This window comes from Pedobacter psychroterrae (assembly GCF_004331695.1).
Lineage (GTDB): Bacteria > Bacteroidota > Bacteroidia > Sphingobacteriales > Sphingobacteriaceae > Pedobacter > Pedobacter psychroterrae.
In genome coordinates this window covers 875485-894354 of sequence record NZ_SJSL01000001.1, presented here as the reverse complement: position 1 = coordinate 894354, position 18870 = coordinate 875485, and the positions used below count along the sequence as shown (strand labels likewise).

Here is an 18870-nt window from a genome sequence, read left to right as displayed (position 1 = left end):
TTGATCTTATGATTCCTTAACTTCCGCACATGATTTTAGAAGTAGCCGTATTAAACATTGTACCCGGAAAGCATCTGGATTTCGAAAATTCTTTCAAGCAAGCGCAGCGAATCATTTCCAGTATGAAGGGCTATATCAGTCATGAACTGCAAAAATGTGTTGAAAACGATCACCAATATATTTTACTCGTAAAATGGGAAACTTTAGAAGACCACACTGTCGGTTTTAGAAACTCTGATGAATATCAGGAGTGGAAAGCACTGCTACATCATTTTTATGACCCGTTTCCAACTGTGGAACATTACCAGATAGTTTTGGTCACGTAATAAAACCCGAAATATTTTTTTTAGTTACATTCCTGTATGGAAGCATCCATGTTTTATTGATAAATTTGTTAAAACATATGACAGAAAAAGATGGAATGCAAAAACTGTAACACAGAAATAAGCTCAGCTTATTGCCCGGACTGTGGACAAGCTACGAAACTCAAAAGGATCAATGGCCACTACATCGTTCACGAGATCGAACATGTATTGCATTTTGAACGCGGCATTCTTTACACTATTAAAGAACTTCTTACCAATCCGGGCCATAACGTAAGAAAATATCTCAATGAAAACAGGAGCAGATTGGTAAAACCAATCGCTTTTATAGTCATCAGCTCGCTGATCTATTCAATTGCAGTTAAGCTTTTCCACGTTGAGGACGGCTATGTGAATTTCGATGCCCAGGACGTTTCCACCCAACTGCCCGTAACAATTGCTTTTCTTGAATGGGTGCAGGGTCATTACGGATATGCAAATATCATAATGGGGGTTTTTATCGCTTTTTGGGTAAAAAGATTTTTCAGGAAATACGAATACAACTTTTTTGAAATCCTGATCCTGCTTTGCTTTGTGCTGGGGATAGGAATGTTGATCTATGCGGTTTTCGGAATTATTGAAGGACTGACGCATACCAAAGTAATGCAGGTAGCAGCAGTTATCGCTTTAGTATACACCATCTGGGCAATGGGTCATTTTTACGACAAAACGAAACCTTCCAGCTATTTCAAGGCGTTTGGAGCGTACATGCTGGGGATGATTTCATTTACTGTCGTTGCCCTGGCAATAACTATAACGGCTGACATAATGATCTGACACTAGTAATATTACCTGATCACACTACCGTTATTGTGCTTCGCTACAGGTGCCACAAAGGCTAACTTTCCTTCTGAATTTTCTGACATCAGGATCATCCCCTGCGACACAATACCCTTGATCTCCCTCGGTGCCAGGTTTACAATCAGGCTCACCTGCTGACCAACGATCTCTTCCGGCTTATAGTACTCCGCAATGCCAGATACCACCGTACGCTGGTCTATGCCTGTGTCCAGTGTCAGTTTCAGCAATTTCTTGGTCTTCTCTACTTTTTCCGCAGCAATGATCGTCGCCACGCGGATATCCACCGCACTAAACTGGTCGAAATCTATGTTTTCCTTAGCAGGGTTGACCACTGCAGAAGCAGCTATATTGTCTACCTTACTCTGGTTGAGCTTATCTATTTGTGCCTGCACTTCTTCATCTTCTATCTTTTCAAACAGCAATACCGGCTCGTTTAGCTGGTGTCCTCTGTGCAGCAGGTTTATCTTTCCGGCCGACTCCCAGAGGTGTCCGCCATAGTTGAGCATCTTCATCAGCTTATCTGCCGTAAAGGGCAGGAAAGGCTCTATCAGGATTTCCAGCGTAGCACAGATCTGCAAACTGATGTTGAGGATCGTGCGTACACGGTCTTCATCTGTTTTGATCACTTTCCATGGCTCTGTATCTGCCAGGTATTTATTGCCCAGGCGGGCTACATTCATCACTTCTGTCAATGCCTCTCTAAAGCGGTAGTTTTCCAGCGAAGCACTTACCTTAGCAGGATACGCCGCCAGTTCATCTATCACCAGCTGATCTTCCGGCGTAATGCCCATGCACATCGGGACCTTACCGCCAAAATATTTATGCGTAAGCACCACCACACGGTTGACGAAATTGCCCAGTACCGCTACCAGCTCATTGTTGTTCCTTGCCTGAAAGTCTTTCCAGGTAAAGTCATTGTCTTTCGTTTCAGGCGCAGTAGCGGTCAGCACATAGCGCAATACATCCTGCTTGTCTTTAAACTCGATCAGGTATTCATTCAGCCATACCGCCCAGTTTTTGGAAGTTGAGATTTTCTGTCCCTCCAGGTTCAAAAACTCATTGGCCGGTACATTCTCTGCCAAAATATAGCCCCCATGTGCCATCAGCATGGCAGGGAAGATGATACAGTGAAATACGATGTTGTCCTTACCGATAAAGTGTACCAGCTTAGTCTCCTCATCCTTCCAGTACTCCTCCCAGTTGCCCTTTTCCATTTCATTCTGGTTGATGTAATATTCCTCGGCCATCGGGTTCCACACATCCAGACGCGCATATTCAAACAGCGCTTTAGTAGCAGAAATATAGCCAATTGGCGCGTCAAACCATACATACAGCACCTTGCCGTCCGCACCTTTTACAGGAACCTTAATGCCCCAGTCCAGGTCGCGGGTCATGGCGCGTGGCTGCAGTCCGGCATTCAACCAGCTCTGGCACTGCCCAAACACGTTTGGCTTCCATTCCTTATGTCCGTCTATATAAGTCCTTAACCGGTCCTCGTATTTATCTAATGGCAAAAACCAGTTCTTTGTTTCTTTTCTTACAGGTGGTTCACCTGACAAGGTTGATTTTGGATTGATCAGGTCAGTAGCATTGAGCGTGCTTCCGCAGTTCTCGCACTGATCGCCATAAGCATTTTCGTTTCCGCATTTCGGACAGGTGCCGGTGATGTACCTATCGGCCAGAAAGGTCTGTGCCTTTTCATCATAATATTGTTCGGTAACCTCTTCCGTAAAAACCCCTTTATTATAAAGCGTTTCAAAGAAATCTGAAGCCGTCTGATGGTGCATCAGCGAAGAAGTACGGTGATAAATATCGAAGGAGATGCCCAGTTCCCTAAACGAATCACCTATGATTTTATGGTATTTATCTACGATCACCTGTGGGGTAACGCCTTCCTTTTTTGCCTTGAGGGTAATTGGCACCCCATTCTCATCAGATCCGCATACAAACTTCACATCCCGTTTATTGGACCGCAAATACCGCACATAGGTATCAGCAGGCAGGTAAACGCCAGCCAGGTGACCAATGTGGACCGGTCCATTTGTATAAGGCAATGCTGCCGTAACGGTATATCTTTTTATTTTACTGTTATCCAAAACTATTTTTATTAATTTGTCAAAGATAAGTGTTTTTACGCCATGATTAAACAGCCCCGATATTTAAAAAAAGGAGATAAAGTTGCGATTGTCTGTCCGGCCAAGAAATTGCCGAAGAGCATTGCAAGCGGAATTGCCATCTTAGAAAGCTGGGGACTGGAGGTGGTAAAGGGTCAAACAGTGAGCGCGGCATACCACCAGTTTGCCGGAGACGACGCCCTGAGGGCTGCTGATATCCAGGGATTTCTGAACGATCCGGAGATCAAGGCGATCATCGCCGGAAGGGGAGGCTATGGCACCGTCCGCATCATCGACGAACTGGATTTTACAATGTTTAATGAAGACCCCAAGTGGATCGTTGGCTTTAGCGACATTACGGTATTGCTATCGCATGTGTATGCAGCCTTAAACACGCAGAGCATCCATGCACAGATGCCTTATACTTTTGATGATGCCACATCTGCCTCGCTTGAATCTTTAAGAAAGGCACTGTTTGGCGAGCTGAATGAATACAGCTATCAAAGTTCTTTTCCCAATCGGCCTGGCCAGGCTGAAGGGGTACTGATAGGCGGTAATTTGACATTGCTGGTCATGGTGCAGGGATCTCCGTCTGAAATGGACTATACAGACAAAATTCTTTTCCTTGAAGATGTAGGGGAGTACGAGTTTTCCATAGACCGCATGATGCGGATGCTAAAGCGCAGCGGTAAACTGGCGGGCCTAAAAGGCTTGATAATAGGTGCATTTAACGAGATCAAAATAGAAGACATCCCCTTTGGCTCCAGTCCTGAGCAGGTGATCTGGGAGGTAGTGAAGGAATATGACTATCCGGTCTGCTTTAATTTCCCGGTAGGGCATATTGACAACAATATGGCGATGGTGGTAGGGAAGGAAGTGAAGTTAAATGTAGAAGAGGGAAACGTGGGGCTGACGTTTACCAGTGCTTGATACTAATCCACAATCGCAGAAGAGAAATAGCCAAAATTCGTGTAAAAGAATTTGCCTCTCGATATACTTAATATGTGATTCAAATGCTCCATGCTGAGGTTTCAAAATTCCGGCGATAATTTCAAAATACTACACGATAGTTAATTATTATGAATTAAATATAAATAATTTGATTAATTTAAAATCATAACAATAAATTATACGACCATAAATAGAAATAATGATTGTATATTTGTTTTAAAATGAATTTAGAACGGTATAGCTATTTTACATACAACGACTACTATGATTATAAATTTTATAGTGATGAGCCTAAAGGGAGTATTAGAAAGGTAGTAATGTTTACTAAAATCCCTAACATAGACCTGACCATTTACAATTTGGCATTTGGAGATCAAGATCTTAATACTGGGAAAATAGATGATTCGGTAATTAGTAATAATCAAGACAGGAATAAGGTTTTGGCCACCGTAGCAAATACGGTTGTTGAGTTCTGTAAGCGACATGGCAACAATTTTATCTATGCTATTGGGAGCACTAACTCCAGAACACGGCTTTACCAAATGGGGATAGCCGGATTATGGGATGAAAAATGACGTGTGGATACCATTTCAACCAAACACTATAAGTTATGAAGCATTTTTGTTGAAGAGAAAGTGATTCATTATATTTACATTAATTATAAAAAGAAGGAATTATGCCCGCTGTAATAAAAAAGAACGAAACGGTAAAAGGTTTTGGCCCACCCGTAGTAATTAATAAACTTAGAAGCAAGGCCAGTGAGCTTTTCGCATTAGAAAAAGCCGAAGAAGCAGGAGAGAAACTAAAAAAAACTACAGGTCTGCCTAGCTTCAAAACAAAATAGCAATTACTTAAATTGCCGAAGCTACTAGCCTCACCATCGAAGAAATCAAAGCTTTAGTATAACTCGTAATGTAAAAAAGGAGATTTGAGTGATTGATGAATTTGTATCATATTAATCAAATTTATAGTCAAACTGGCCGTCAACAACCTTTATATCTGGGCATTCGTCAAATTTTGACAGTGTAAAATCGAAAACTCCAGAGATTATCTTATTTTTCATGTCCAGTTTAGTAATTATAAGTGAACCAGTCACACAACTCTCGTATTCACATGAAGTCTCAGTATTACGATATCTTGCACAAAAAGGTGTGATTCCTGTATCTGTGGCCGTAAAATTTAAGAAAATATATTCCGTGTCGTGTTGAACTAAAATATAAAACTTACCCTCTGAAATTGTTATTTTACTGCTGGGATAAAAAAAACCTCCATTAGGAACAAAAATTCTGTCATTTACAACACATCCAAATGTATTTTTACCTACTTGGCTTACATCTGGAAGCTTATTTAACCTTTCAACATTTGATTTTTTGCACGAAGAAATCACTAATGACACATATAGAAATAATAGAATGGAATATTTCATAATTATCTTTAAATTAAAAATAGATGATACGAATATAGACAGTTACTAAGCAGAATTACCTAGTAACCAAAGGGCATTAAAGCCGCAGGATGATGTTTGTCATTGGAGATTGTTAATTAATAGTGAATGATATTATAAATATACAAACACATAGGTTAATTATAAACAATAATGAATAATGTTGTATTCTATAGTAGCAGTCAAAGAACTGATATGTAAAAAAGCCACCCTGACTTATAAATCAGGATGGCTTTGCTTTTACTAAATGTATTTTCTATTTCTTTTTAAACGAAATCGGGAAAGTACCATAAAGTGTACCTGGAGGTTTTTTGTCAGCAGGTAATTCATAGTGTCTAAGTGCAACTGAAAATATTAATTCACATGGTGAAACAAAGTTAAGCGCACTCGCTGGATCGTGATCGGTCCTAAAATATTGTGATCCATAATTACCGTAGTTTACGGATGCAACGGTAGTTGTATTGTTAGCCGGATTAACCGTTACAACTATCGGTAGTGCATTACTTGCAGGGTACTTAAATGATAAGTGAGTCTCATCAATGATCGTTACATCTACAGTTTCACCAGCTCCGTAATCTGCCCATTTATCTCCTATAACAGTATAAGGAACAACCGTACCGATAGCACCATAATCAGACATTTTGAATGTACACACGGCTTCATAACGGGTTGAAACACTAGATCCGGCTGGACTTGCTACTCCCGCTCCATAAGCAACGCCTACAGTAGGGAAGGCTAGATATTTCTTACCGTTGGTTAGTGTTAGATCCGCACCAATGTCGAATCTATCGCCTAAAGCAACACTACTTCCAAACAATGTCTTCAACTGCAATCCTGTGACAGTTAATTCTGTTGGGTAAGTTGTAACATCTGCTTGAAGAAGTTTAACAGTATTATTGTCATTATTTTTCCTAACAACAATATCCATTTTTGCAGGCTTATCACCATCTGGGAAGTACAATCCAACACTATACTTTGCAGTAAAACCATCTGGATTTTGACTAGAGATAGTTGGATCTCCACTGACTTTTTTAATTGTTGGCATAGGTACCTCAATAAATTCAGGCACATTTGCGTTATCACTTTCTCTGCAAGATGAGATCAGAAAAAGAGACATAAAACTATATAATATTAATTTTTTCATATGATCTAAAGATTAAGGTAACCAAAATGGTTTAAATGTAGCTGGATCTTTTTGAGCTGGAGCACTAGTATTCACTTCAAGCTCGTTAGTATACCAAGGCAAAGTTAATGGAAAGTTCCTGTTCAACTGAACCGGAACTGGTTTCTGAGGAAGAGGTGGCTGAACTTGTCCACCTGGTGCCATAGTTGCATCCTTAGGGTTAAACAACACAGGAAAACCTGTTCTTCTGTAGTCAGTATATTGATCTACCGAACTTCCAAAACTTGAGATCCATTTCTGAGTCATGATAGATTCAAGCTGTTGAGTTGGCTTCGCATCGTACTGAGCCAATACATCAGCAATATATTTAGTAGTAGCAGCGGTTGAAGCAACAGCAGGAACTGTTTGAGCAGGTTTTACATAGGTTGTGATTACATAATCTACTTGCTTAAATGATTCCTTCATTGCTGCATCTAATTTTGCTTTAGCATCCCCAGTAACCAAACCAACTTTCATAAGCTCAGCTTCAAGATACAATTTATCAGCATAGGTAATGAAACGATATGGAGCAGCACCTGTTGCATCTGCAGCAGTAATCTTTCCTCCTGTACCAGCAGCTTTACCACCACCGTCATCATATCTTCCACCTACTGGATAAATCCCGATCAACGTAGCATTGTTCTGTTGTGTCCTGTCTCTGTCCGCACCTACTGAACCAAAATAGATAGATACGAAACCAAGATCACGGTATTCGGTAGGTTGAGAACTTTCAGGAGTCTCTGTTGGTTTTAATTGATTAAAGAAGTAATAAGGAATTCTAGGATCAGTGATACCAGTATAGATTTTCGAATTTTTACCTTTTAGTATCTCAAAAAACCAAGGACTGATGTGCTGACCTCTTTGAGAAGCATAGTAATCTGCAAAGCCAGGGTTTCTATCATCTGTTGCACCGTTAGGGCCATAAGGTAATAAGAAACTTTCATTGGTTGTACTGATTAAATCATTCTCTGTGATCAATGCATTTACATCTGTTGATACATCTTTAATCAACCTTTGTTGAACCAATAGTTTCAATTTGATTGTTTTTGCTGCTTTTCTCCACTTAGCGATGGTACCATTGTAGATTACATCATCAGTACCTGGCTTCAACACATTAGAATTAGCAGAGGTTGCAAAATCCACAACAGCTGCATCTAAAAGCTTGATCAATTCAGGATAGATATCCGCGCCTTTATCAAATTTAGGGTTAGCATTTCCTTCCAGCAATTTATTAAATTCTGAGAAGGGAACATCGCCAAAAGCATCTACAAACTGGCTAAAAGCATACGCTTTGATTACTTTACCAATTCCTGCATAATAAGAATTTCCATCAGCAGTAGCTTGTCTGATAATTACATCAGTATTAGCCAGTACATTTCCATACATGCTAGTCCAGGCTGTCTGGATATTGAAGTCATTACCTGTAGATCCGTATTGATCAGGATCTTCCCTGGTAGATAGCTGGTGAGTATATACTCCTAAAATCTGAGATAATCCCTCACCCGTAGCCAAACTGTGTCCCAATTCCTTCTCTACCAATGGAAGCAATTTTGAAACGGCTATTTCAGAAGGGTTATTAGGATCGGTATTAATATCTAGTTGCTTTTTACAGGCAGTAGCGAATAACAGTACTACCGGTATTATATATTTTAATTTTCGTGTCATATCAAATAGGTTTTATTTGTTAGAAAGTTACACTTAGGTTGAACCCGTATCTTCTGGTAGTAGGTGCAGCAGCAAGTTCAATTCCTTGAGTAGTACTTGCTCCATAACTGTTAACTTCCGGATCAAAGTTTGAATACTTAGGGAAGTTAGGTGCAATGAACCATAAGTTCCTACCTGTTACACTCAATCTTAAAGAACCGATTGGCACTTTTCTGAATAGTGATTTAGGGAAATCATAACCTAAAGTTACCTCTCTCAATCTGTATACTGATGCATCATAAGTGTTCCACTCTGTTGCAGTATTGGTAGCAAAAGTCTGGCCCAAAGTAGCGTTTGGAGAGAACCAAAGATCATTTTGAGTTAAGCGGGTTGCGTTTTCAATTTTATTTCCGGCACCATCTAAAATCGCTTTTCCAGTAGTTGGATCACCATATACACCTGGGATGATAAATAATCCATCTCTGTTTTCTGTATCCCTGGTTACACCTCTACCAAGCTCACTTGCAATGGTAGTAGAATACATCTGACCGCCTTTTGTCATATCAAACAAGACACCCAAAGAAAGGCCTTTGTAAGAGAAGGTATTAGTAATACCTAATTTATAGCTAGGGTTTGGATCACCGATCATAGATTGCTCAGTATCTTCGATCATACCGCCTGTAGCAGGGTTGATCAATAAGTTACCTTCGTCATCTCTCAATGATTTAGTTCCTCTTAAATAACCGAAAGGCAAACCAGCTTCAAGGTACGGAGAAATAGTAGTCAAAACGCCTCTCAATGAAACCCTGTCCAATCCTTCGATTAAACTGGTAACAGTATTGATGTTTCTAGTGAATGAACTGTTGATTTCCCAGTTGAAATCTTGCAATCTCACCGGACGAACAGTTAATTCAATTTCCTGACCCTCATTTCTCAAACTTCCAAAGTTGGTATATAGCGAGCTAAATCCAGATGATTCAGGAGTTGCAATACTCGCAATCTGGTTCTCTGAGTCCTTTTTGTAGTAAGTGAAATCCAATTCTACTAATTTGTTGAAGAAGCTCAATTGAGTTCCTATCTCAAACTCTTTGGTAAACTCAGGCTTCAAGTTTGGATCCGCGGCAGTAGCTCCAAGGAAAGCAGTACTTTGTCCAAGGAAGTTTGTTCCAATTCCGAAACCGTTAGTTAAACTATATGGATCAGCATCTCTACCCACCTTAGCATAACCAGCTCTGATCTTAGCAAAATCAAGTATGTTGCTTTCCAGTTTCAGTGCATCTGTAATGATCAATGATCCTGACACACCTGGATAGAAATAACTTCTGCTGTCAACAGGCAAAGTAGATGACCAGTCATTTCTACCAGTAAAGGTTACATAAGCCCAGCCCTGATAGCCTAAACTCAAATCACCATAGATACCCATTAATCTTCTTCTTGAGTAAGTATCAGAGTTAAAGATTTGCTGAGATGTGTTCGCTAAAGAGTACACACCCCTTGTTACAAATTTATTTCCTGTATTTACATCTCTGGTAGTAGTCCGCTGATTGTAGCTATAACCCACAATGGCCCTTAAGCTGAATTCATCAGCTATTTTAGGTGCAAAAGTGAAATATAGGTTTGACTCAATTTCTTGTCTGCGGTAATCATCCAATACCAACCGGCCCAATCCTTCAGCTGCTCTTGAGCTGATTTCAGTAATCTCTCTTCTGTTTAGCCTGTTTACGTTACTTCCTAAGGTAAAATCTGCTTTTATCCAGCTGATCAATTGCGCATCTGCATGCATATTGGCAACTACACGCTCTTCAGCAGTAGCAGCTGTATTGTACATAGCTGACCATCTTGGGTTGTCAAACTGACCACCACCTAATGGCGTGATGTTATTACCCAGTTTATCTTCATATGGTAAGTTCAAATCCCAGTTTCTTGCTAAAAACATTGTTCTTGCAAACTGTGATGCAGCTCCTGCAACCTGGTTCTCACCAAATACACCACCCAATTGATTAGAGCGTGTGTAACTTAAGTTACCACGAACATTTAATCCGATGTCTAATTTAGTGCTACCACCCAAACTGATGTTTGATCTTTTATAATTAGAATTTTCAACATACCCATCGTTGTTCAATTGTGATGCTGTCAAAGAGAAGGCTGTTTTTTCATCCCCACCGTTAAATGACAATGAGTTTTCAATTACAGCACCATTCTGAAACAAATCCTTAACGTTGTTAGGATAAGCTTTGTAAGCCACTTTAGCACCAAACATCTCAGGATAAGCTTTTAAATAATCAGGCCAGGTCGCGATTGAATCTAATGTTCCAAATTTAGGCCCCCATGAACCGTTTGAAGCCGAATAATTATACTGAGATCCTGCTCCGTAATCATTTTGCATAGTAGGCAAGTTAGCCACCTGCTCAATTGAAACTGAACTTCTGTAAGAAACCTCAAAACCTTTGTTGCTTCTTTTTGCATTACCTGATTTGGTAGTAATTAACAATACCCCATTAGAAGCTCTTGAACCATACAATGCACCAGCTGCAGATCCTTTAAGGACTTCCATGCTGGCAATATCATTTGGATCTAAGTTTCCGATACCACTTCCGTAAGCACCACCACCTGAGGTCTGGCTGCTGGTTGTGATCTGGTCATTACTATATGGTACACCGTCAACCACGATCAATGGCTGGTTATCTCCATAGAATGATGAGTTACCCCTGATCTGGATACGGGTAGCCGCACCAGGTGTTCCCTGTGAAGTACGAATGTCCACACCGGCAACTTTACCTTGTAATGTTTTTAACAAATCCGGCTCTGATTTTTGAAGGATCTGGTCTGGAGAAACTTTACCAACGGCATATCCGATAGCTTTAGCTTCCCTTGAAATACCTAACGCTGTAACAACAACTTCAGAAAGGCCTCTGGAATCTGTGCCTAATGTTACGTTCACTACATTTGTTGAACCCACACTAACGGTTTGATCCAAATAGCCCAAATAAGTAAATTGCAATTGTGTAGAACCGGAAGGAACGGTTAATGAATACTGTCCATTGGCTGCAGTCTGAGTGCCGCCTTTAGCTCCCACGATTCTTACAGTTACGCCCGGCAATGGCTTGCCATCTTCTTTATCTGTAACTGTACCAGTAACTGTTCGATCCTGTGCCATCGCAGTACCTGCGACAAACAGTAGAATGAACAAACTTTGTAAAAGTTTTTTCATAAAAAATAAAATTTAGGTTAGTTAATAATAATGGCTAAATATACCGATTTTGGTATGCATGCATAATTATTTGATAAAACTAGAATGACAAATGACAATTCTATGACCGAGGTTCAGTGTCATCTCCTCTCATATTAGACAGATTTACAGAATAATATTCCGAATTTTCAACATACACCGATATTTATTCTATTATCGGAGGCCACCAGGGCGCCTAATCCAAATATTTAACTTTTTTTAACAAAATCAACTGGTAATTTTACTTATATACTGTGCAACAATTTTTTAACAACTGATTATTAGCCTAATTGACCAGAAAAACAGCATTGGCAAACATTTGTTTGCCACTTTCCCAAAACGAGCGAAAAACAAGATCTGTACCGAGGTAAATAATCGTTCCCTTTCCAGCAGGTTCGACCCCAAACAGCATGCCACTGGCAAATTTTTTAATTATTGATTTACCGGCAATCCCTGCCATATAGCTGTCCGACTTCAATAAACCGATATTCCAGCCTTTATTTAGTGGCTCATAGATCTTATCGTCTGTCTTTAAAGCATAATAATAACTGCCCAGTCCTGCGCTAAGCGGGTGGCTCTGATCGATATCGACCCTAAAAATCGCTCCGGGAATCGTTTCAGACAAATCATCCATGTGCTTCTGTCCGTATTTTCGCAGGGCAGCAAGCTTTAGCTCGTCCTGCTTTGGAAATTCTTTTAGTTTGATGTTAAAGGGCTTTTTCCCGGCTATTGCCGCAACAGCTTCCTCAAACAGAATCACCTTCCCTCCACTGTTAATCCAGCCCTCCAGCTTTTCCAAAACACTATCGCTATAGGTTCCGCTAGGCATGATCAGCACATTTATTTTATTAATGTCCAGACCTGGTATATTTTGGGGCAGGATCATGGTAACCGGATAATTGAGCTCCTGGTCAAAAAAATGCCAGATCTCACCTACTCCCGGCGAGGAGATCCCCGCGCCCGCAGCAACTGCCACCTTCGGTACCTTCAGGATCGGGTAAACAGATGAACCCAGATCCTTCCCTTTTTCTACATAGCCGCTCGCAGCGGGATAAAATGTCTTATTCAGGCGCTTTTGGATGGCCGCCAACTTAGCCGCCAAGCCTTTTATTTGCTTTTCATTCTCTGTTCTGTAAACCAGCAATGACCCGGAAGAGAACACACGCCCTCCAATGGTGAAGCCTTGTTCAGCAATCCGTACCTTAACACCCATCCTTTGCAACGCGATCAGCACCTGGGCATCTTCGATTGAATTCCACGCAAATATCCAGGCATAAGGCCTGTTCAGTTCTGGAACCTGTTCTTCTTTTTCTTCTATGTTGTTGAAGTTTCCCTTCAGTGGCTCTTTTATTCCATAAGCTTTCAATCCATAGGCAAAGGGTAGCGCCCAAGCCGTAATATCATAGGTATTGGAATCTGTGATCATCGTCTGTGGCTCAAACAATACATTTGCCAGCACCGCCTTAGGCTGCATAAGATTTACAATGAGGTCATTCCGTTCAATTTTAAAGTTTTCTGTCTTCCTGCTTTCATAATTATATCCCCTCAAACTTTTATCCTGTCCGAAAGCATACTCAATCCCGTTCTTCTTTAAAAGTTCGGCCAGACGCCTGATCCTGGCAATATTCTGGGCTTTAACTACATAGGTCTTAAAATTGCCGGGTGGCGACACCATTGATCTTTGAAAATACAGCTTAAATTCTGCTACCAGCTGAACTGCATGCTTGGAAACCATCTCCAGCGTAGACATACCCGTTGTATAATGGTGCTCGATCCGGTCTTTAAGCGTTAGGGTATCTCCTTCTAGGGTGATTACCGCCAGTCCTGCTCCTATTCCTCCCTGCTCATAGGTCATACCGATCGACCCATTATACAATGGATAGGTATCCCCATAGGAAGGGTACAACAGGTCAAACCGCTCTTTAGTGAAGTACTGCCAGCCCCGCTCATCAAAATACTTTGCATTGTTCTGGCCTACCGTAACCTGAAAGTCTTTTTGCCAGGCGGTAATGTCCTGATGGATTGGCTCTGCTGCAGGGGCAAAATAATAAGGCTCATTATAATTCTGCTCGTGAAAATCTACATGCACCTCAGGCATCCATTCATGGTATAATTTTAACCTATGCTGGGTTTCAACCTGGCTCTGCCATGCCCAGTCCCTGTTCAGGTCAAAATAATAATGGTTATACCTTCCTCCCGGCCAGGGCTCTATGTGTTCTCTCGCTACCGGGTTTGGATCTGGCTGGTCTCCGCTGACGTCCTTAAAATAATTGATATACCGTTCCCGCCCATCAGGATTGAGACAGGGATCAATGATGACCACTGTATTTTTAAGCCAGTCTGTTATTTTTTTGTTTTGACCGTCCACCAGGTCATACAGCATCCTCAGTGCAGTTTCCGTAGAGCTTGCTTCATTTCCATGTACATTATAGCTCAGCCACAATATTGCCGGCTGGTTATTTGGTTTGGCCAGTTCCTGCCCTCTGCTCAAACTCAGGTTGTCTTTTCTGATCTGCTCAAGATTGGCAATGTTCTCTTTTGAGGATATGATCGCTACCAACAGCGGTCTCCCTTCGTAACTTTTGCCGTAATTTACCAGTTTAAGATTTTTACTGCTGCTGTCCAGGTAGGAAAAATAAGCAACAACCTCATCATGCGGGGTAAATGCTGTGCCTAGGGGATAACCCAAAAATGCTTCGGGCGATTTTAACTGAGCTTCTGCTGTCCCAAAGCCCAACACCAAAATAAAGAAAGGAAGTAAAAAGTATTTCATATTTCTTTGTTTCTCTTTCATAGTGTAATTTTACCCTATATTTTTATTTCCTATGACCAGCATCAGTTCCTTGTATCAAATCTATTTAAATCACCCGACAATCTGCACAGATACGAGAAATATTACTGAAGGCAGTATTTTCTTTGCGCTTAAGGGAGATCATTTCGATGCCAATACGTTTACTGAGACCGCTTTACAGAGCGGTGCGGCATATGCTGTGATTGACAATGCCGAATATCAGGTCAATGACAGGTGCATCCTTGTACCGGATGTACTGCAAACATTGCAGCAACTGGCTTCGCATCACCGCAGCCAACTAAATATCCCGGTAATAGGCCTCACAGGGACAAATGGCAAAACAACTACCAAAGAACTGATTAGGGCGGCGCTATCCGGAAAATATAAGACATTTGCTACTAAGGGCAACTTAAACAACCATATTGGTGTGCCGCTGTCCATCTTGTCCATAACGGATGAAATAGAAATAGCAGTGATAGAAATGGGGGCGAATCACCAGAAAGAGATCGAATTTTTATGCAACATCGCTCGGCCTACACATGGCCTGATCACCAACGTAGGCATGGCACATCTGGAAGGATTTGGCGGATTTGAAGGGGTAAAGAAAGGGAAATCAGAGCTGTATACTTATCTTGCACAGCATCAGGGGAAAGTATTTGTGCGCAGTAATAATCCCAGTTTACTGGAAATGAGTGTCGCCACCGCACTGGATAAAGATAAAATAGTATGGTATGGTACTGAGCCTGGAAATTTCATCTCTGGAGCTTTGCTTAAGTCCGATCCTTTGCTGGAAATATCCTGGACCATGCAATCAAAAACCTATTACACTTCAGTAAACCTGACTGGCGCCTACAATTTCGAGAACGTCTTGGCAGCAATCTGCATTGCGGGATTTTTTGAGGTGGGTGCTGAACAGATCAGCCAGGGACTTGCCAGCTATATGCCAACCAACAACCGCTCTCAGATTATTAAAACTACACACAATACGGTGATCTGTGATTTTTACAATGCAAATCCAAGCAGCATGTCTGCGGCTTTAAAAAATATCGCGCTTTTAACCGCGGCGCATAAAACACTGATAATCGGGGATATGTTTGAACTGGGTGACGAATCTGCTGTTCAGCATGACTTGATCGCAGAGGAGGCAGCAGCATTGAATGCAGACACCCTGATCCTGATCGGAAAATATTTCTATTTATTAAAAGACAAATACAAAGGGATCTTTTTCCATACTCCGGCTGAGGCAGCTGAATACATCAGCGCAAATCCTGTACAAAATAACCTGATACTCCTAAAGGGTTCAAGAGGTATGGCGCTGGAACAATTACTGCCCTTGCTGTAATACCGTTATTCCCGCGTCACTGATTCCTTTTAGCGGATTATCGCGCATATTCTGCTCTATTTCAATTTCATAATTACCAGGCGAAGGAAAGTGATAATTGGCAAACAAAGGTAGTGAATAGGTAAACAGGTTGCCGGAACCCGAACCGTTCCACTGTCCGTCTGGCTGCGCCAGCCTGTATTCATAGCGCTTTGTCTGCATCTTTTGTCCAGCACCCTTTATATGCAGCAGGATGAAAATATTTGAATAGGCATAGTTAGCAGCATGCCTTAATTTAAACCGGATGGTGTAAGGCTTACTGTTGTCTGTAATATTTAAACTCACCTTAACCTTATTCGCATAATTCCAGTTGCGCGACGGCATCGCGACATTACTATCAACAATTGCATTGGTATTGCAACCCTGCAGTAATAGTACCGTCAAGACAACAGACAACAGCCAAACTTTAAAATTAGTCATCTTTAGGCTTTTCCTTCGGTTTCTTCCTGCGGTTATTTCTGTTCTTATTCTTGCTGACTGATGGTTGGCCCGTAGGCTGTCCTGTCCCTTGCTGAGCAGCACCCTGCGGAGCTCCCTGCTGAACCTTAGGTTGACCTGGCTGCTGAACAGGAGGCTGTCCACCCTGTTTCGGCTGCTGCGGTCTTCCGCCCTGCGGCCTGTTCTGACCCTCAGGTCTGCTGGGTCTGTCAGGCCTGCTATTGCTTCGGCCTTCATTTCTGCTGCCCGATGCGGCCGACTTACTATTCCTGCCACCTTTGTTCCTTGATTTGTCATCCAGGCGGGTCAGGCTATCCTGTCCAACTACATTTTCATAGTCCGGTGATTTCTCAACAAATGCTGCAGGTGTCATTTCAACAGCTTCTTCTTTAAGGTTGACAGGCTTTTGTCCGCTCTTGTTCATCGCCATGATCTCTTTTACCCTGCTCACCTTCAGCGGGATCCAGTCTTCCGCATTCGGATAGCTGAACCACATAATCTTCTTGAAGATATCGGTTTTTTGGTGACGCGCAGTGCCTATTTCTGTATGCAGGCTTTCTATACGGTCAGGAATATCCTTTAAGGCATCCAGATAGGTATCCAGCTCATAGTTTAAGCAACATTTCAGCTTACCGCACTGACCGGCCAGCTTTAAAGTATTTAAGGAAAGGTTCTGATACCTGGCCGCCGCAGTAGAAACCGTTTTAAAATTAGTAAGCCAGGTAGAACAGCACAATTCGCGACCGCAAGATCCGATCCCGCCCAGGCGGCCTGCTTCCTGGCGCATGCCGATCTGCCTCATCTCAATCCTGATCCGGAAAGTCTCGGCCATCTTTTTGATCAGTTCTCTAAAATCGACCCTGCCTTCCGCTGTGTAAAAGAACGTCGCTTTGGTACGGTCTCCCTGGTAGTCCACATCGCTGATCTTCATAGAAAGGCGAAGGTCCAGTGCCAGCTTTCTCGCCTTATGCATGGTTTCCCATTCCAGGTCTTTGGCAATCTTCCATTTTTCTACATCAGTCTCTGAAGCCTTCCGGTAAACTTTTCTGGTTACCTGGTCCATATGGGTTTTACGGCGCTTCATCTGCATCCGCACCAACTCTCCCGTAAGGGAAACATGGCCAATATCATAACCACCTGTCGGGCCTTCTACTGCGATCAGTTCACCGATTTCCAAGTAAATATTATCAGCATTCAGGAAGAATTCTTTTCTTGCCCCCTTAAACTTAACTTCTATTACTTGAAAAGGTATATAATTTGAAGGCATGTCAAGATTTGACAGCCAATCGTAAACTTCCATTTTTCCGCATCCGCCTGTGGCGCATGAACCATTACTTTTACAGCCTGCGGGAGCACAACCGCCGCTACCAGTAGAACAACTTCCACATCCCATATTAATTATATATATATTGAGTCCCTTTCGGGAGCGTTTTAAACTTAATTATTTTTACTAGCTGTAAAGATACATCTAAAAACAGAATTTTGGGGTTGGCATTTCTTTCGATATGATAATGTGCCTTTTCCAGTTCTGAAATAATGGCATCCGCCATACTCAGGTCCAGTACATGCTTTGATAACTTCTGTGCTGTCTGCAATGCCGAAACAGGCAGTTTTACCAGTTCATCTGCTCCGCTGATCAGCAAGCTGCACTCACGCATAAAGCTGATTCCGTATTTTAAAAAATTCTTTTGGTTCTCTCTTCCCCAACCTGCTATTTGCTCCACAAACCCCGCCATATCCAATACCCTGTTGCCATATCCCATCCTCAGCCATTCCGCAAACCGGTCTGCATGCTCATTCTGCGTGCTGGCAACCAGCTGCTTTGCCTCAATCAGATTGCCATCGGCCAGGAAACTGTATTCCGTAGCCTGATTCTCAGACAATCCAAATTCCTGCATCAGGTAGCTTTCCACAATGGCGTAGTCCAGCTTAGGGATTTTTACAATCTGCGTGCGTGAGAGTAACGTGCTCAGGATTTGCTCCTGATTATTGGCCACCAGTATAAACAGTGTATTAGCAGGTGGTTCTTCGATTATTTTTAACAGGGAATTTCCCTCTTTATCCAGGTATTCCGGCAGCCACATGATCAGCACTTTGGTATCCCCTTCAAAAGCTTTATAGCTCAATTTTTTGATGATATCATGACATTCCGCAATGTTAATATTGGCCTGTTTGTTCTCCGCACTGAGCTTGGATCGCCATATGTCCATGTCAAAATAAGCATCTTCGAGCAGCATGCCCCTCCATTCTTCCAGGACATCGACCGCTATTTTTACATCTTTAGATGCAAAGAACGGGTAAGAGAAATGAAGATCCGGATGTATATACCGCTCGTATTTACGACAGGAAGAACATTCACCGCAACTATCTTCAGGTGTTTTATTAAGGCAATTGATGTATTGTGCATAGGCAATAGCCATTGGTAATGCCCCACTGCCATCGCAAGAGAGAAATAACTGGGCGTGACTGACCCTGTTTTCCACAACTGTCTGTATCAGCTGTTGCTTGATGCTTTCCTGCCCTATGATTTTTCTAAATTGCATTTGGTGCAAA

Annotated in this window: 15 protein-coding genes; 6 read left to right on the top strand and 9 right to left on the bottom strand. The window is 41.8% G+C overall.

From position 1 onward, the window contains the following. Positions 1-29 precede the first annotated feature (29 nt). Together EZ437_RS03875 and EZ437_RS03870 are read left to right on the top strand one after the other, a co-directional pair. A complete protein-coding gene (locus EZ437_RS03875; protein WP_131593430.1) occupies positions 30-326 on the top strand; it encodes an antibiotic biosynthesis monooxygenase family protein in 297 nt (98 codons plus the stop codon). 90 nt (positions 327-416) lie between these two features. Continuing rightward, positions 417-1139, top strand: a complete 723-nt coding sequence (locus tag EZ437_RS03870; protein WP_131593428.1) for a DUF3667 domain-containing protein — start codon at positions 417-419, stop codon at positions 1137-1139. 11 nt (positions 1140-1150) lie between these two features. Here EZ437_RS03870 and metG read toward each other — a convergent pair whose 3' ends face one another. Beyond that, on the bottom strand, positions 1151-3259 hold the full coding sequence (gene metG, locus EZ437_RS03865; protein ID WP_131593426.1) for a methionine--tRNA ligase: 2109 nt from the start codon (positions 3257-3259) through the stop codon (positions 1151-1153). Between the two features lie 42 nt (positions 3260-3301). Here metG and EZ437_RS03860 point away from each other — a divergent pair, with 42 nt between their 5' ends. The 3 genes from EZ437_RS03860 to EZ437_RS21505 all read left to right on the top strand — a co-directional run bounded on the left by EZ437_RS03860 (position 3302) and on the right by EZ437_RS21505 (position 5072). Next, a complete protein-coding gene (locus EZ437_RS03860) occupies positions 3302-4207 on the top strand; it encodes a S66 peptidase family protein (protein WP_131593424.1) in 906 nt (301 codons plus the stop codon). A 242-nt stretch (positions 4208-4449) separates the two neighbouring features. Next, a complete protein-coding gene (locus tag EZ437_RS03855) occupies positions 4450-4803 on the top strand; it encodes a DUF6934 family protein (RefSeq protein WP_225869485.1) in 354 nt (117 codons plus the stop codon). A 101-nt stretch (positions 4804-4904) separates the two neighbouring features. Next, on the top strand, positions 4905-5072 hold the full coding sequence (locus EZ437_RS21505; protein WP_165500332.1) for a hypothetical protein: 168 nt from the start codon (positions 4905-4907) through the stop codon (positions 5070-5072). A 111-nt stretch (positions 5073-5183) separates the two neighbouring features. Here EZ437_RS21505 and EZ437_RS03850 read toward each other — a convergent pair whose 3' ends face one another. The 5 genes from EZ437_RS03850 to EZ437_RS03830 form a co-directional block, all read right to left on the bottom strand. After that, positions 5184-5654: a hypothetical protein gene (locus EZ437_RS03850; RefSeq protein WP_131593422.1), complete on the bottom strand. Its 471-nt coding sequence runs from the start codon at positions 5652-5654 to the stop codon at positions 5184-5186. A 274-nt stretch (positions 5655-5928) separates the two neighbouring features. Then, complete coding sequence (locus tag EZ437_RS03845) at positions 5929-6816, bottom strand: hypothetical protein (RefSeq protein WP_131593420.1); 888 nt, start codon at positions 6814-6816, stop codon at positions 5929-5931. A 12-nt stretch (positions 6817-6828) separates the two neighbouring features. Beyond that, positions 6829-8499 (bottom strand): SusD/RagB family nutrient-binding outer membrane lipoprotein, encoded by a 1671-nt coding sequence (locus EZ437_RS03840; protein WP_131593418.1) that lies wholly within the window; start codon positions 8497-8499, stop codon positions 6829-6831. A gap of 19 nt (positions 8500-8518) precedes the next feature. Next, positions 8519-11689, bottom strand: coding sequence for a SusC/RagA family TonB-linked outer membrane protein (locus EZ437_RS03835; RefSeq protein ID WP_131593416.1), 3171 nt, complete (start codon positions 11687-11689; stop codon positions 8519-8521). A gap of 304 nt (positions 11690-11993) precedes the next feature. Further along, entirely contained in the window at positions 11994-14501 is a 2508-nt protein-coding gene (locus EZ437_RS03830; RefSeq protein ID WP_225869484.1) for a M14 metallopeptidase family protein, read from the bottom strand. Positions 14502-14532: 31 nt separating this feature from the next. On the opposite strand from EZ437_RS03830, the gene EZ437_RS03825 reads away from it, so the two are divergent. After that, the gene (locus EZ437_RS03825; protein ID WP_131593414.1) at positions 14533-15840 is read left to right on the top strand and encodes a UDP-N-acetylmuramoyl-tripeptide--D-alanyl-D-alanine ligase; all 1308 of its coding nucleotides are present in this window, start codon (positions 14533-14535) and stop codon (positions 15838-15840) included. Here EZ437_RS03825 and EZ437_RS03820 read toward each other — a convergent pair. From EZ437_RS03820 to EZ437_RS03810, 3 genes are read right to left on the bottom strand one after another with little or no spacing between them, the layout of a single operon-like run. Further along, a complete protein-coding gene (locus EZ437_RS03820; RefSeq protein WP_131593412.1) occupies positions 15823-16299 on the bottom strand; it encodes a gliding motility lipoprotein GldH in 477 nt (158 codons plus the stop codon). The genes EZ437_RS03825 and EZ437_RS03820 overlap by 18 nt on opposite strands. Beyond that, positions 16292-17710 carry a regulatory iron-sulfur-containing complex subunit RicT gene (ricT, locus tag EZ437_RS03815; protein ID WP_131593410.1) on the bottom strand — a complete coding sequence of 473 codons (1419 nt, stop codon included), beginning with the start codon at positions 17708-17710 and terminating at the stop codon, positions 16292-16294. Before ricT ends, EZ437_RS03820 begins: the two co-directional genes overlap by 8 nt. Before the next feature lies 1 nt (position 17711). Further along, positions 17712-18860: a DNA polymerase III subunit gene (locus EZ437_RS03810; protein ID WP_131593408.1), complete on the bottom strand. Its 1149-nt coding sequence runs from the start codon at positions 18858-18860 to the stop codon at positions 17712-17714. Positions 18861-18870: the final 10 nt, after the last annotated feature.

What these genes read in the sequence shown, in the direction of transcription:
- EZ437_RS03855 (WP_225869485.1), top strand. Translation starts at nt 4,450, where the DNA reads ATGAATTTAGAACGGTATAGCTATTTTACATACAACGACTACTATGAT.
- EZ437_RS03840 (WP_131593418.1), bottom strand. Translation starts at nt 8,499, where the DNA reads ATGACACGAAAATTAAAATATATAATACCGGTAGTACTGTTATTCGCT.
- EZ437_RS03850 (WP_131593422.1), bottom strand. Translation starts at nt 5,654, where the DNA reads ATGAAATATTCCATTCTATTATTTCTATATGTGTCATTAGTGATTTCT.
- EZ437_RS03835 (WP_131593416.1), bottom strand. Translation starts at nt 11,689, where the DNA reads ATGAAAAAACTTTTACAAAGTTTGTTCATTCTACTGTTTGTCGCAGGT.
- EZ437_RS03820 (WP_131593412.1), bottom strand. Translation starts at nt 16,299, where the DNA reads ATGACTAATTTTAAAGTTTGGCTGTTGTCTGTTGTCTTGACGGTACTA.
- EZ437_RS03830 (WP_225869484.1), bottom strand. Translation starts at nt 14,501, where the DNA reads ATGAAAGAGAAACAAAGAAATATGAAATACTTTTTACTTCCTTTCTTT.
- EZ437_RS21505 (WP_165500332.1), top strand. Translation starts at nt 4,905, where the DNA reads ATGCCCGCTGTAATAAAAAAGAACGAAACGGTAAAAGGTTTTGGCCCA.
- EZ437_RS03825 (WP_131593414.1), top strand. Translation starts at nt 14,533, where the DNA reads ATGACCAGCATCAGTTCCTTGTATCAAATCTATTTAAATCACCCGACA.
- ricT (WP_131593410.1), bottom strand. Translation starts at nt 17,710, where the DNA reads ATGGGATGTGGAAGTTGTTCTACTGGTAGCGGCGGTTGTGCTCCCGCA.
- EZ437_RS03845 (WP_131593420.1), bottom strand. Translation starts at nt 6,816, where the DNA reads ATGAAAAAATTAATATTATATAGTTTTATGTCTCTTTTTCTGATCTCA.
- EZ437_RS03875 (WP_131593430.1), top strand. Translation starts at nt 30, where the DNA reads ATGATTTTAGAAGTAGCCGTATTAAACATTGTACCCGGAAAGCATCTG.
- EZ437_RS03810 (WP_131593408.1), bottom strand. Translation starts at nt 18,860, where the DNA reads ATGCAATTTAGAAAAATCATAGGGCAGGAAAGCATCAAGCAACAGCTG.
- EZ437_RS03870 (WP_131593428.1), top strand. Translation starts at nt 417, where the DNA reads ATGGAATGCAAAAACTGTAACACAGAAATAAGCTCAGCTTATTGCCCG.
- EZ437_RS03860 (WP_131593424.1), top strand. Translation starts at nt 3,302, where the DNA reads ATGATTAAACAGCCCCGATATTTAAAAAAAGGAGATAAAGTTGCGATT.